This is a genomic window from Bacillus sp. D48C, assembly GCF_053345735.1.
In genome coordinates, this window is sequence record NZ_JBKFAQ010000001.1 from 352,794 (window position 1) to 365,715 (window position 12,922).

General features: G+C 36.2%; 14 protein-coding genes. 9 read left to right on the forward strand and 5 right to left on the reverse strand.

Annotated elements, in window-relative coordinates:
* Window positions 1-64 precede the first annotated feature (64 nt).
* A complete protein-coding gene (locus ACLBXA_RS01925) occupies window positions 65-514 on the reverse strand; it encodes a YslB family protein (RefSeq protein WP_000042214.1) in 450 nt (149 codons plus the stop codon).
* Window positions 515-813: 299 nt separating this feature from the next.
* Here ACLBXA_RS01925 and sdhC point away from each other — a divergent pair, with 299 nt between their 5' ends.
* From sdhC to ACLBXA_RS01945, 4 genes are all read left to right on the forward strand, one after another.
* Complete coding sequence (sdhC, locus tag ACLBXA_RS01930) at window positions 814-1,440, forward strand: succinate dehydrogenase cytochrome B558 (protein WP_000678354.1); 627 nt, start codon at window positions 814-816, stop codon at window positions 1,438-1,440.
* Between the two features lie 13 nt (window positions 1,441-1,453).
* A complete protein-coding gene (sdhA, locus tag ACLBXA_RS01935; protein WP_000676742.1) occupies window positions 1,454-3,247 on the forward strand; it encodes a succinate dehydrogenase flavoprotein subunit in 1,794 nt (597 codons plus the stop codon).
* Complete coding sequence (gene sdhB / locus ACLBXA_RS01940) at window positions 3,240-4,001, forward strand: succinate dehydrogenase iron-sulfur subunit (RefSeq protein ID WP_001291827.1); 762 nt, start codon at window positions 3,240-3,242, stop codon at window positions 3,999-4,001. The genes sdhA and sdhB overlap by 8 nt, the downstream gene beginning before the upstream one ends.
* 89 nt (window positions 4,002-4,090) lie before the next feature.
* Window positions 4,091-4,537, forward strand: a complete 447-nt coding sequence (locus ACLBXA_RS01945) for an acyl-CoA thioesterase (protein WP_000822726.1) — start codon at window positions 4,091-4,093, stop codon at window positions 4,535-4,537.
* 36 nt (window positions 4,538-4,573) lie between these two features.
* On the opposite strand, the gene ACLBXA_RS01950 is transcribed toward ACLBXA_RS01945, so the two are convergent.
* Window positions 4,574-5,353, reverse strand: a complete 780-nt coding sequence (locus ACLBXA_RS01950) for a M15 family metallopeptidase (protein ID WP_000720195.1) — start codon at window positions 5,351-5,353, stop codon at window positions 4,574-4,576.
* Between the two features lie 265 nt (window positions 5,354-5,618).
* Here ACLBXA_RS01950 and motA point away from each other — a divergent pair, with 265 nt between their 5' ends.
* Window positions 5,619-6,413 (forward strand): flagellar motor stator protein MotA, encoded by a 795-nt coding sequence (gene motA, locus ACLBXA_RS01955; protein WP_000344851.1) that lies wholly within the window; start codon window positions 5,619-5,621, stop codon window positions 6,411-6,413.
* A complete protein-coding gene (motB, locus tag ACLBXA_RS01960) occupies window positions 6,403-7,191 on the forward strand; it encodes a flagellar motor protein MotB (RefSeq protein WP_001256733.1) in 789 nt (262 codons plus the stop codon). Before motA ends, motB begins: the two co-directional genes overlap by 11 nt.
* A gap of 24 nt (window positions 7,192-7,215) precedes the next feature.
* Here motB and ACLBXA_RS01965 read toward each other — a convergent pair whose 3' ends face one another.
* Window positions 7,216-8,043 carry a 5'-nucleotidase, lipoprotein e(P4) family gene (locus ACLBXA_RS01965; protein ID WP_000782773.1) on the reverse strand — a complete coding sequence of 276 codons (828 nt, stop codon included), beginning with the start codon at window positions 8,041-8,043 and terminating at the stop codon, window positions 7,216-7,218.
* A 345-nt stretch (window positions 8,044-8,388) separates the two neighbouring features.
* Here ACLBXA_RS01965 and ACLBXA_RS01970 point away from each other — a divergent pair, with 345 nt between their 5' ends.
* The 3 genes from ACLBXA_RS01970 (at window position 8,389) to ACLBXA_RS01980 (ending at window position 11,052) form a co-directional block, all read left to right on the forward strand.
* Entirely contained in the window at window positions 8,389-9,273 is an 885-nt protein-coding gene (locus ACLBXA_RS01970) for an ABC transporter ATP-binding protein (protein ID WP_000058118.1), read from the forward strand.
* 2 nt (window positions 9,274-9,275) lie between these two features.
* Entirely contained in the window at window positions 9,276-10,502 is a 1,227-nt protein-coding gene (locus ACLBXA_RS01975) for an ABC transporter permease (protein ID WP_001224985.1), read from the forward strand.
* A 118-nt stretch (window positions 10,503-10,620) separates the two neighbouring features.
* Window positions 10,621-11,052 carry an Rrf2 family transcriptional regulator gene (locus ACLBXA_RS01980; protein WP_000512998.1) on the forward strand — a complete coding sequence of 144 codons (432 nt, stop codon included), beginning with the start codon at window positions 10,621-10,623 and terminating at the stop codon, window positions 11,050-11,052.
* A 59-nt stretch (window positions 11,053-11,111) separates the two neighbouring features.
* Here ACLBXA_RS01980 and ACLBXA_RS01985 read toward each other — a convergent pair whose 3' ends face one another.
* Window positions 11,112-11,777: an aquaporin gene (locus ACLBXA_RS01985; protein ID WP_000913211.1), complete on the reverse strand. Its 666-nt coding sequence runs from the start codon at window positions 11,775-11,777 to the stop codon at window positions 11,112-11,114.
* Between the two features lie 143 nt (window positions 11,778-11,920).
* On the reverse strand, window positions 11,921-12,886 hold the full coding sequence (locus ACLBXA_RS01990) for a DMT family transporter (RefSeq protein WP_001201632.1): 966 nt from the start codon (window positions 12,884-12,886) through the stop codon (window positions 11,921-11,923).
* Between the last annotated feature and the right edge of the window lie 36 nt (window positions 12,887-12,922).

Here is a 12,922-nt window from a genome sequence, read left to right on the forward strand (position 1 = left end):
TGACGTGAATGAAAATACAAAAAAGTCAACTAAACTGATATGTCTAGTTGACTGTAGGTAATGCTTACACTTCAATGAGATCTTTTATATCCCATTTCACAAGAAATGTAATAGAGTCAGAACGTTTTTTCTTTTCTTCATATGACTCTGCAACGACGTTCCGTTGCTTTTGAATTTGTTCAGCGATGAATCCAGCTTCTAGTTGATAAGAAGAATGCCTTTTTTGTTTTTGACGTTCTGCAATGAGTGTGCCTTTAAGTTGGAACTGCATTTCACGACGCTTATGTTCAATAATGCTTAAAGTGCCCCAGCCAGCCTTTTCAAAGAACTGAATGACTTCTTCAATTGTTTCTAGCGGATATTTTCTTGCAAGGTTTCTACCAGACCAGTATAAAATACCATCTAAATCGTTGCCGATTAAATCAGGTAGTAATTCTTCACGTAGCAATTCATAAGCGAAGGCGTTCAATGAAACATCTTCTAAAGATGTTATATCGATTGTATTTTTACTCACAATATTCCCCTCTTTCTATAGGGATTATTATATAACATTTTTCATTTATAAAAACAGATTTTTCTTTAGGGAAATCTCAATATCTGAGAAGAAAAAAAGAATTGGCAAATTATATGCAAATTATGTATACGTTTTCTTGACGCTTCGACAAAAATAGGGGTAAAATGAACTTGTTATCAAATTATGCTGAAATATTTCGAATAATTTTTTCAGTTTTTCTTATGCCAATAGTGAAAAAACATTATTGTTATAAATTAATCTGAAAACAGCAGTCAAACATTCAAGGGGGTAATGGGGACATGAAAGGCCGCGAGTATACGTTTCGTAAGTGGCACTCATTAATGGGGGTCATCCCGGTTGGTGTCTTTTTGACGCAACATCTAATTGTAAACAACTTTGCAACAAGAGGAGCAGAGGCTTTTAACAAAGCTGCAGGCTTTATGGAGCTCCTTCCATTCCGGTATGCGCTAGAAATTTTCATCATCTTTTTACCGATACTGTACCATGCTATATATGGCTTATATATTGCATTTACAGCTAAGAACAATGCGGTTTCTTACGGTTATTTCCGTAACTGGATGTTCGTCTTCCAAAGAATTTCAGGTATCGTTACGCTGATTTTCATTTCTTGGCACGTCTGGGAAACTCGTATTCAAGCAATGTTAGGTAAAGAGGTAAACTATGATATGATGGCAGATATTTTAAACAATCCAGCTATGTTTGCATTCTACTTAGTTGGTGTTGTTTCAACAATTTTCCACTTTGCAAATGGACTATGGACATTCTGCATCAGCTGGGGAATTACAGTATCTCCACGTTCACAAAGAATCTCTACTTATGTAACATTAGCTATTTTCTTAGGTCTATCTTATGTAGGTGTGAGTGCATTATTAGCGTTCATCGATCCACAGCTAGCAAATCAGTAAGGAGTGGGAGAGCATGAAAGGGAAACTTATAGTAGTCGGCGGTGGCTTGGCTGGCTTAATGGCAACGATTAAAGCGGCAGAAGCAGGAGTGAATGTTGAACTGTTTTCTTTAGTACCAGTAAAACGTTCACATTCTGTATGTGCTCAGGGCGGAATTAACGGTGCCGTAAATACGAAAGGTGAAGGGGATTCTCCATGGATCCACTTTGACGATACAATTTATGGTGGGGACTTCTTAGCGAACCAACCACCAGTTAAAGCAATGTGTGAAGCAGCACCTGGTATCATTCATTTAATGGACCGTATGGGTGTTATGTTCAACCGTACGGAAGAAGGACTTCTTGATTTCCGTCGATTTGGTGGAACACAACATCACCGTACAGCATTCGCTGGTGCAACAACTGGACAGCAATTACTTTACGCATTAGATGAGCAAGTACGTCGTCATGAAGTAGCAGGACTTGTAACGAAATATGAAGGTTGGGATTTCTTACGAGCTGTTGTTGATGATGAAGGTGTGTGCCGAGGAATCGTTGCACAAGACTTACAAACTATGGAGATTAAAAGTTTCGGAGCTGATGCCGTGATTATGGCAACAGGGGGCCCTGGTATCATTTTCGGAAAATCAACAAACTCCATTATTAATACAGGTACAGCAGCGTCTGCTGTATATCAGCAAGGCGCATATTATGCAAATGGTGAGTTCATTCAAATTCACCCAACGGCAATTCCAGGAGACGATAAATTACGTCTTATGAGTGAATCTGCACGTGGTGAAGGTGGACGTGTTTGGACATATAAAGATGGTAAGCCATGGTACTTCTTAGAAGAAAAATATCCGGCTTACGGAAACCTTGTACCTCGTGATATCGCAACGCGTGAAATCTTTGATGTTTGCGTAGAGCAAAAACTAGGTATTAACGGTGAAAACATGGTGTACTTAGATCTTTCTCATAAAGATCCGAAAGAACTAGATATTAAACTTGGTGGAATCATTGAAATCTATGAGAAATTTACAGGTGATGATCCTCGTAAACTACCAATGAAAATCTTCCCAGCTGTTCACTATTCAATGGGCGGACTATGGGTTGACTATAAGCAAATGACGAGTATTCCAGGTTTATTTGCAGCAGGTGAGTGTGATTATTCTATGCACGGTGGTAACCGCCTTGGTGCAAACTCACTATTATCAGCAATTTATGGTGGTATGGTAGCAGGACCAAACGCAATTGAATATATGAAAGGTCTTTCTAAATCATCAGATGCTGTTTCGTCTACTGTATATGAGCAAAATGAATTAATCGAAACAGAGAAATTTAACAATATTTTAACGATGGATGGTAATGAAAATGCATATGTTCTTCATAAAGAGCTTGGAGAATGGATGACAGATAACGTTACAGTAGTTCGTGAAAATAAAAAGTTATTAGAAACAGATGCGAAAATTGAAGAGTTAATGGCTCGTTACAAACGTATTAACATTAACGATACAGCGAGATGGAGTAACCAAGGTGCTTCATTTACACGTCAACTTGCAAATATGTTTGAGTTAGCACGTGTTATTACAATTGGCGCATATAACCGTAATGAGAGCCGCGGGGCGCATTACAAACCTGAATTCCCAAATCGTGATGATGCAAACTTCTTAAAAACTACGATGGCAAAATTTGAAGGAGAAGGAAATGCACCAGCATTCCATTACGAAGACGTTGATGTTTCATTAATTAAACCACGTAAACGTGATTATTCTTCAAAACATGATGTAGCTGCTAAGGGTGAAGAGAAGGGGGATAAACAACATGTCTGAGAAAACAATCCGCCTCATCATTACGAGACAAGATGGACCAGATGCACAAGCGTTTGACCAAGAGTTTGAAATTCCATATCGTCCGAATATGAATATTATTTCGGCGCTTATGGAAATTCGTCGTAATCCTGTTGATTCAAAAGGGAATCAAACAACTCCGATTGCATGGGATATGAACTGCTTAGAGGAAGTATGCGGAGCATGTTCAATGGTTATTAACGGAAAGCCACGTCAATCATGTACGGCTCTTATTGATCAATTAGAACAGCCAATTCGCTTAAAGCCGATGAAGACATTCCCAGTTGTACGTGATTTACAAGTTGACCGCAGTCGCATGTTTAATGCTCTAAAACGCGTTAAAGCTTGGATTCCAATTGATGGTACGTATGACCTAGGTCCAGGACCAAGAATGCCTGAGAAAAAGCGTCAATGGGCTTATGAGCTTTCAAAATGTATGACATGTGGTGTTTGCTTAGAATCATGTCCAAACGTAAACAGTAAGTCTGACTTTATTGGACCAGCGCCGTTATCACAAGCTCGCTTATTCAACTCACATCCAACGGGTGAAATGCATAAAGCAGATCGCTTACGTGCAATTATGGGAGATGGAGGACTAGCGAACTGTGGTAACTCTCAAAACTGTGTGCAATCATGTCCGAAGGGTATTCCTTTAACAACTTCAATTGCGGCATTAAACCGTGATACAACAATTCAATCGTTCAAAGATTTCTTTGGTAGCGATAATAACTATTAATAAATATTGCCTCTTCATCTTGAAGGGGCAATATTTATAACTGTATTTTTCAGTTTATTCTGTTTTTTTGAGAGGAAGAGGAGATAACGTTGAAGAGAATTTCTTATATTGAAGACTTCGAGAAATGGGAAAGTGGTTTTTTATTTTACAATCCTGTAAAGGTTCGTTTTGGTGAAGTAGATATGTTTGGACATGTAAATAATGTCGTTGCTTTTACTTATTTTGAAGAAGCTCGTATCGCGTTGTTTAAAGAACTTGGATTTATGCAAGAGTGGACACATACATCATCAGACACGATGATCGTTGTTGCGGATTTACAATGTAATTTTATTAAGCAAATATATTATGATGAACAGTTGAAGGTGTATGTAAAGGCAGGATCGGTTGGGAATTCTTCTTTGGATTTACATTATATGGTGAAGAATGCAGAAGGAGAGGTTTGTTTAGTAGGTCGTGGAATGATGGTTCAAGCGTCGAAAAAAACAGGAAGAGGCGAACCGTGGCCTGAAGAATGGAAGAAGAAATTACTACAATGATAGAGTGAAAGAAAAATAAGAGAGCAATTTGCTCTCTTATTTTTTGTCTTCCATTGCTTCTTCTAATGTTAAGTGATGTTTATATAGGTATGTAGCGTATGGATTACCAACGTAGCGTAAGTGCCATGGTTCATATGCATATTCTGTTGTATCTGTTTTATCTTCTAAGTAACGAATGACAAAGCCGAATTTATGAGCGTGTTCCGCGACCCAGTTTCCTTCTGCTGTCTCTCCGAAGATAGGCTCTAATTGAAATTTAGCTGTTTTTGAACTAATATCCATTGCTAAACCCGTTTGGTGTTCACTTGTACCAGGAATTGCGCTTACTGAATTAGCTTCAGCTTTTCCTTGACGTCTAACGTATGTATCATGCAACGATTTTTGACGTTTGTATGAACGATAACCAGACACAGCTGTAAGATCAATCCCTTCTTTTTTTGCAGCTTTGAACATGTTTTCAAGTGCTTCTGCAGCATCTTTGCGTAGTAGCGTTTTTTCTTTATCTTTTGGACTAGTGAATGGTACGTTTGGTCTTGTTAAGTCTTCAGGAGTGTATCCATCTGGTAGTTTTCGATGTTTATTAATTAAGACAAGATTAGATTTTGGATTTGTTACAACTGAAAAGTCATTGTCTATTTGCTTTGCATTATGATCAGCTTTTGGAAAAGCAGGAATCTCTTCTTTTGGGTGGTTATTATGTTTTTGACTTTCGACAGCTTTCGCTTCATTATGTAGTGGTGATTTAGAACCAAAGTAAGCGAAAGATGTGATACCGATTACAATAGTAGTGGCAGAAATAATTATTATCTTTTTCATAATGCCTTGTAATCACAGTCCCTTCTTAATAAAATATGTATCTTTTTTTATTATAAGTCTAGTTTGTTGGAAAAGAAATATAAGAGTCATAACGTAATAGAAATGCAAAGAAAATGTCAGAAAATGTGTGAATTTGTAGTATTTTTTTATATAATTCATTTCTTATCTTTCATGAATTGCATTTTTTATGTAATATATATACATAAGAAGATGTAGCGATTATCGAGAATAAAGAACTTCTTGTATAGACTAGGAGTGAATGGGAATGGATTTTGCAACAATTATTGGACTTATTTTAGGATTTTTAGCAGTGGTAGTAGGGATGGTCGTCAAGGGCGCTGACGTAACAGCCTTATTAAATCCTGCCGCAGCATTAATTATTTTTATCGGTACATTTGCTGCAGTATGTATTGCATTTCCGATGAATCAACTAAAAAGGGTTCCAAAACTATTTAAAGTTCTTTTTGGTTCAAATAAAAAGGATTTAAGTTATGAACAGTTGCTAGAATTATTTGTTCATTGGACATCTGAAAGTAGAAAATACGGTATTTTGTCTTTAGAGCAACAATTAGACAAAATTCAAGATGAATTTCTTTTGCGCGGTATGAAATTTGTGATTGATGGCGTATCCGCAGAAGATTTAGAGCAAATTTTGGAATCTGAATTAGAGGCAATTGAAGAAAGACATGCAAAGGGAGCTGCTATTTTTTCACAAGCTGGTACGTATGCACCGACATTAGGAGTTTTAGGTGCTGTTATCGGTCTTGTAGCTGCGCTTGGTAACTTAACTGATATTGAAAAGTTAGGTCATGCTATTTCGGGTGCATTTATTGCAACGATTTTTGGTATTTTTTCAGGGTATGTATTATGGCATCCATTTGCAAATAAGTTAAAGCAAAAATCTTCAGCTGAAATTGAGAAAAAACGTTTAATCATTGATTGTTTATTAATGTTACAAGAAGGTACATATCCGTTTATTATGAAGAACCGCATTTTAGGTGCACTTTCTGCAACTGAGCGTAAAAAGCTAGAAAAAGGAGCAGAAAAAAATGCGGAGTAAGAAAAATAGAAGAGGCAAAAAGAAAAAACATGATGAGCATATCGATGAAACGTGGTTAATCCCATATTCTGATATGTTAACGTTGTTATTTGCATTGTTTATCGTTTTATTCGCAATGAGTAGTATAGATGCTGCGAAGTTTAAACAGATGGCAGTTGCTTTTCGAAGTGAATTAGCCGGGGGAACAGGTAACAAAGAATTTTTAAGTGATCAAAAGCCAAATGATGAAAAAGAATTATCGGCAAGTAGCCTTGAGGCAGAACAAGCAAAAAAACAAGAAGAAGCTAGAGCTAAAGAAAAAAAAGAGATGGATGAATTGAAAGCATTACAAAAAAAGATTGATCAATATATTAATGAAAAACAATTATCCTCTTCTTTTCAAACTAAATTAACTGAAAAGGGATTAATGGTGACAATATTAGAAAATATACTGTTTGATTCGGGGAAAGCAGATGTGAAATTAGAATCTTTAGGGATTGCAAAAGAAATGTCTAGCTTACTTGTTTCAGCGTCACCTCGTGAAATTACAGTATCCGGTCATACGGATAATGTCCCTATTGCCAATGCACAGTTTGCGTCGAATTGGGAATTAAGTACGCAGCGGGCAGTTAATTTTATGCAAGTATTACTGCAAAATAAAGAATTACAACCAGAAAAATTTAGTGCGATTGGTTACGGAGAATACCGTTCGATTGCTCCAAACGATACACAAGAAGGAAAGGCAAAGAATAGACGTGTGGAAGTATTTATCTTGCCTTTAACAGAGAAAGCAAAATAAAGAGGATGGCGAATGCCATCCTCTTTATTTTACTTCAAATGATTTTAAGTTGTCGCGACGGATTTTATCTTTTTCTGCATCTGATTTTTTGAAATCATAATCATATAAAGCGCCTTCCCAATCGCCATACATTGGATTCGGGAAAATAATGAATTTCTCACCAAATTGTACTTTTGAATCTTCTACTGTTTGGTTACGATCTTTTACAGATTTTCCATCAAAACCTGTGAAATCAGATAAGTTATCACCGAAGAATAAGACAATATCATGAGTTTGAGAAACGAGTTCACGGCGTTTTTCTTTTCCTTTTTCTTTCGGATCTTGTAGTAATATATGTTCTTTCGTTGCTTGAGGAGCACCTACACGCTCAAGATTTTTAATTGTTGCATCTAGTTGGTTCGTTTTACGATTTGAGATATAGTAAATATCTACACCTTTAGACTCTGTATATTTTAAGAAATCAATTGCGCCTGGAAGGGCTTCAGCCTCAGCTTTGTTAATCCAATCATCCCATTTGTAAGGATAACCTTTGCCTGTTTTTACGCTCATTGCTTGATGAGGACTGTTATCTAAAACAGTTTCGTCTAAATCAAGTACGATAGCAGGTTTTTTCTCTGTCCCTTTTGCAAGAACTGCATCAAGTTTTAATTGACCAATGTTGTACCCTTGGTAGTAAAGTGCTTTCGTTTCACCGGCTGTTTGATACCATAAATCAGCCATTAATTGTTGTTCTGTTAATTTTACTTTCTCTTCTTTCGCCACTGTTTTCTCTGGTGTTCCTGAACATGCTACAAGTGATGTAGATAGAACCGCTACAGATAATAAAGTGGTAATGCCCCTCTTCATCTTCATATGTATCCTCCTTGATGTTAGAAAATCATTTTATATTATATATTAAAATATAATATTTTTATATGAACATTTGCATATTGTCTTTTATATATATATAGTAGTATGTCCTATATTAGAAAGATGAGCAAAATAATAACAGTTGTTTTGACAAGTTTAATTGTCGAAATGACAATTATAATTGACAAAGAGCGCTTTATTATTTACAATTTTAACTAAATAGAACAAATGATGGATTAATGACGGTGTTTACATATAAGAGGATGAAGTGTAGCGCTATATTTTGTCTTGAATAAACATAGTCTTTGAAAGAGAGTACGAATGATACTAAAAGGGAGGCTTTAAACTTTGAGTTTACAAATTCAAAACTTAACGAAACAATTTGGGGAATCAAAAGCTGTTAACGGTTTACAAATTTCGTTACCAAAAGGTGAAGTACTAGGGTTACTTGGACGAAATGGTGCAGGGAAAACAACAACAATCAAAATGCTTCTCGGATTATTAACGCCTAATGAAGGTTCGATTACGTGGGATGGAAAAGCATTTGGGAATAGTGGCGTAACAATTGGGTATTTACCAGAAGAAAGAGGTTTATATACAAAAAGTAGAGTAATAGACCAGCTGCGATATTTTGGTAGATTAGAAGGGATGTCGAAGAAAGAAGTAGATCACGCTATTGATCACTGGTTAGAGCGTTTAGCGATACCAGAATATAAATTTAAAACGGCTGGAGAGCTTTCAAAAGGGAATCAGCAAAAAATCCAATTAATTGCTGCTCTTCTTCATAATCCGGAACTTCTCATTTTAGATGAACCATTCAGTGGCCTTGATCCAGTTAATGCCGGGATGTTAGCTAGTATTATTGAAGAACAAGTACAGAGCGGAAAGACGATTATTTTATCAAGTCATCGTATGGAACAAGTAGAGGCTTTTTGCCAACATGTATGTATTTTGAAAAAAGGTGAAGCAGTCGTAAAAGGACAGCTAAGTGATATTAAGAAAGAATACGGTTTCCGTAATTTAACGATTGAAGATACAGTAGAGAATGAAAAGGGATTAGAAGCTATACATGTATCGTATGAAAAACAACAAGGCCTTCTTTATGTGAAAGTACAAGGCGATGCGGAAGCTCTCGAGATTTTGCAACAGTTGCAAGAGCAAGGTGTTAGCTTACGACAATTTAAAATGTTAGAGCCGACGTTAAACGAAATCTTTGTAGAGAGGGCGAAATAACGATGCGTAAATTTTCTCACGTATTTTCATTTTATTTTAGGGAAGCGTTTTTATCTAAAAAATCATTAATTACGAGTGCGATTTTATTTTTAGTTGTGTTTGGGATTTTTGCATTTAATCATTTTACTTCAGGCGATGATAAAAATAAGGATAAAGATAAAATTGCAGTTGTAGTAGAGAGTTCCACATATAAAGTACAAAAAGATGAGCTAAATAAGCTATTGCCATCAGCAAAAATAACACTGGGTTCAAAGGATGATTTTGATAAACTGCATAAGCAAGTAGAAGATGGCGATTTAGATGGTCTATTCCATGTGACGGAAAAGGGTGGGGCTCCATCGATTACATATATGTATAATGGATTTCCAAGCCAAGCAACTTCCGCAATTATGGCAGGATATTTAAAGCAACAATATACGATGGTGACGATTGCCAAAAATAATGTTTCACCAGAAATTGCACAGCAATTACAAACAGAAATTCAAGTAAAGCAAGAAGCGATAAAAGATCGTACATCTTCTTTCGGAATTGCCTATTTCTTTACATTTGCTTTATATATGTTTATTGTAGCGTTCGGAAATACAATCGCAATGAATATTGCATCTGAAAAGGCGTCACGTGTAATGGAAGTAATGCTTCCGAAAGTGAAGCCTCTTACAATGATGTATGCGAAAATTTTAGCGGTTGTTTCAACGGCGTTATTGCAACTTGTCATATTGGCGTGTGGTTATCTTATTCCATATTTGTTGGGTTGGGTTGATTTAGAAAGTGCCTCACTATTTGGTATTCCAATTGACTTTACGAAATTAGATGCAAAGGTTATCAGCATGTTTCTTGTTTATTTCATTACGGGATATTTACTATATGCGATGATGTATGCTGCTGCTGGAGCTGTCGTGTCTAAGACGGAGGATTTACAAGCTGTATCTTTCCCGGTAATGATTTTAATTATGGCTGCATTCTTCATTAGTATTAAATCATTAAGTGATCCGAATAGTACTATCGTTGTTGTAAGTTCTTACGTTCCATTTTTTACACCGATGGTTACCTTCTCACGTATTGTAGCTGGTGAAGCAGGTATGCTAGAAATTACGATAACATTAGCGGTCTTATTGGCGACAATTGCGGTATTAAATGCTGTTACAAGCCGCATTTACGTAAACGGCGTAATGAATTACTCAGATAAAGTTAAATTTAAAGATTTAGCGAAATTTATAAAGCGTCAATAATGAGAGAAAAGCATGATTTCCTATTGAAATCATGCTTTTTCTTTATGTATAAATTAAAAATAGTATATAATAATAAGAGTTGTCTTTTAATAGAATGAATAAAAAGGAGGGTGTGCAGATGGGGATTAGTAGTCGTTTTACAGTAGGTGTTCATATGCTGACATTACTTGCGATAGATCGAAACTCTCGCTGTACCTCTGAATGGATTGCCGGTAGTGTGAATACAAATCCAGTTGTGATTCGTCGCATTACAGGAATGTTGAAGAGAGCAGGACTTGTTGATGTACAAGCTGGTAAAGGTGGTACGACACTTGCTCGAGATTTAGAAGAAATTACATTACTTGATGTATATAAAGCAGTGGAAGTTGTAGAAGAAGGACAGCTATTTTCCTTCCATGAAAATCCCAACATTGAATGTCCAGTAGGAGCTAATATTCAATCAGTATTAGAAATTATTTTAATGCAAGCGCAAGAAGCGATGGAAAACGTACTTGCAAATGTAACGGTAGATCAATTAGTTACAAATTTAAAGTCTAAAATGAAAGAATAAAAAAGCGAGCTTCCTCATAATGAGGGCTCGCCTTTTTTTATTCAGAAATATTGAAAATTCTATTTTTCAGTATTTAAAATGAATTTACCTACGATAGCTGCGAAGATACCACCAAGAATTGGTGCTACGATGAATACCCATAGTTGAGAAAGTGCTTCTCCACCAACAAATAAAGCTGGTGCGATACTACGAGCTGGGTTAACAGATGTTCCAGTTAACGGAATTCCTAATAAGTGAATTAAAACTAATGTGAAACCAATTACTAGTCCCGCTAAAGAAGAACTGCCTTTTTTACCTGTTACAGCGACGATAACTAAAATGAATACGAAAGTTAAAATGAACTCAACTAAAAATGCTCCAGATAAACCAAGAGTTCCGAAACCATTTTGTCCTAAATTATCTAAAGGTGTTTTAGCAGATTTTAAAATTGTTACTAACGTTGCAGTTCCTAATAAACCACCTAAAATTTGAGCTAATACATAATAACAAAGTTCCATAGCGTTCATTCGTTTGTTGATGAACATAGCTATTGATACTGCTGGGTTAATGTGACATCCAGAAATTGTTCCGATGCTATATGCCATAGCTACAATAGATAGACCGAAAGCCATAGCGATTCCTAATGTTCCAATTCCTTCAATTCCGCCGCCAGTGACAGCTACTCCAGTTCCGAATAATACAAGTACAAATGTACCAATAAATTCAGCGATTGCTTTTTTTAACATAATTTACCTCCTATTAATGCGCATGAAACGTATTATAACATAAGTTTTAGTATAAACAGCCAATGAAGTACTATTCTGATAAGGCGAAATAGGGGGACAATAAAAAAGGGTATGGTTCATCTCTATAGAACCATACCCTTTTTTTATGCTGATTTTTTCTGTTTAACGACTGGAACAGAACGGTTTAAAATACTATTTGCAACCATTCCTAACATAATAATAATCATTCCAATGAGGGAAAGTCCTCCAGGGAATGAACCATTTAAGAAAATGATTTCGCCAAGCACGGTAAATACCATCGTTCCAGCTTGTGTTGCTTCAACTGCCCCGAGTAAGGCGAGGTTATCTTTTGCTAAGTCAGTAGCAAAGAAAAATGTCATCGTTGCAATAACGCCGGAACATAATGCTAATAAAAGCCCTTGAAGCATTTGGCTGGATGTTGGAATGCCAGTAGTAGAAAATCCATATACACCAAGCAAAATTGTTATAGGAAGACTTCCAATAGCCATTCCTAATACACGTTGGAACGTATCAAGGCGTCCGCCAACAAGTTCCATCATTTTTCGGTTACCGAACGGATATAAGAAAGCGGCTAATACGACAGGTAAAAAACCTGAAATGAACTGAGTCATTGTAATATGGCCTGCTGCAGTTGCTTGCATACAAATTACACCAAGTAAAATAAATAATGCAACATATAAGCTACGAAGTGGAATTTTTCCACGTACAAGTTTCGTACCTGATTTTGTTTCTATTTTCACGAAAAATAGTGGTGATAGTAGTAAACCAGCTAAAATCGTAACTTGCCAAGTTCCAGCAACGAGCCAAGCTGGAGAAAAGACAGCTGCGAAACTTAATAAAGAATAAAAACCAATACCTGCAACGGAACCCCATCCGATCCATGCTAATGGATGTTTTTTTAATTCTTCCCATAATCCCCTAAAGTTTTTGCGAAATAAAACGATAAGGAATAAAATAGGAAGAGCAAATAAAAAACGGAAGGAAGCTGTCCAAGCCCAGCTCGTTCCAGATACATTCATTGCTCTATTAATAATAAAGGTTGCAGAAAAAAAGGCAGATGATAAAAGACCTAATAAAATTGCGCGCATAAAGTATAGCACTCCTTTCGAAAATAAATAATTATG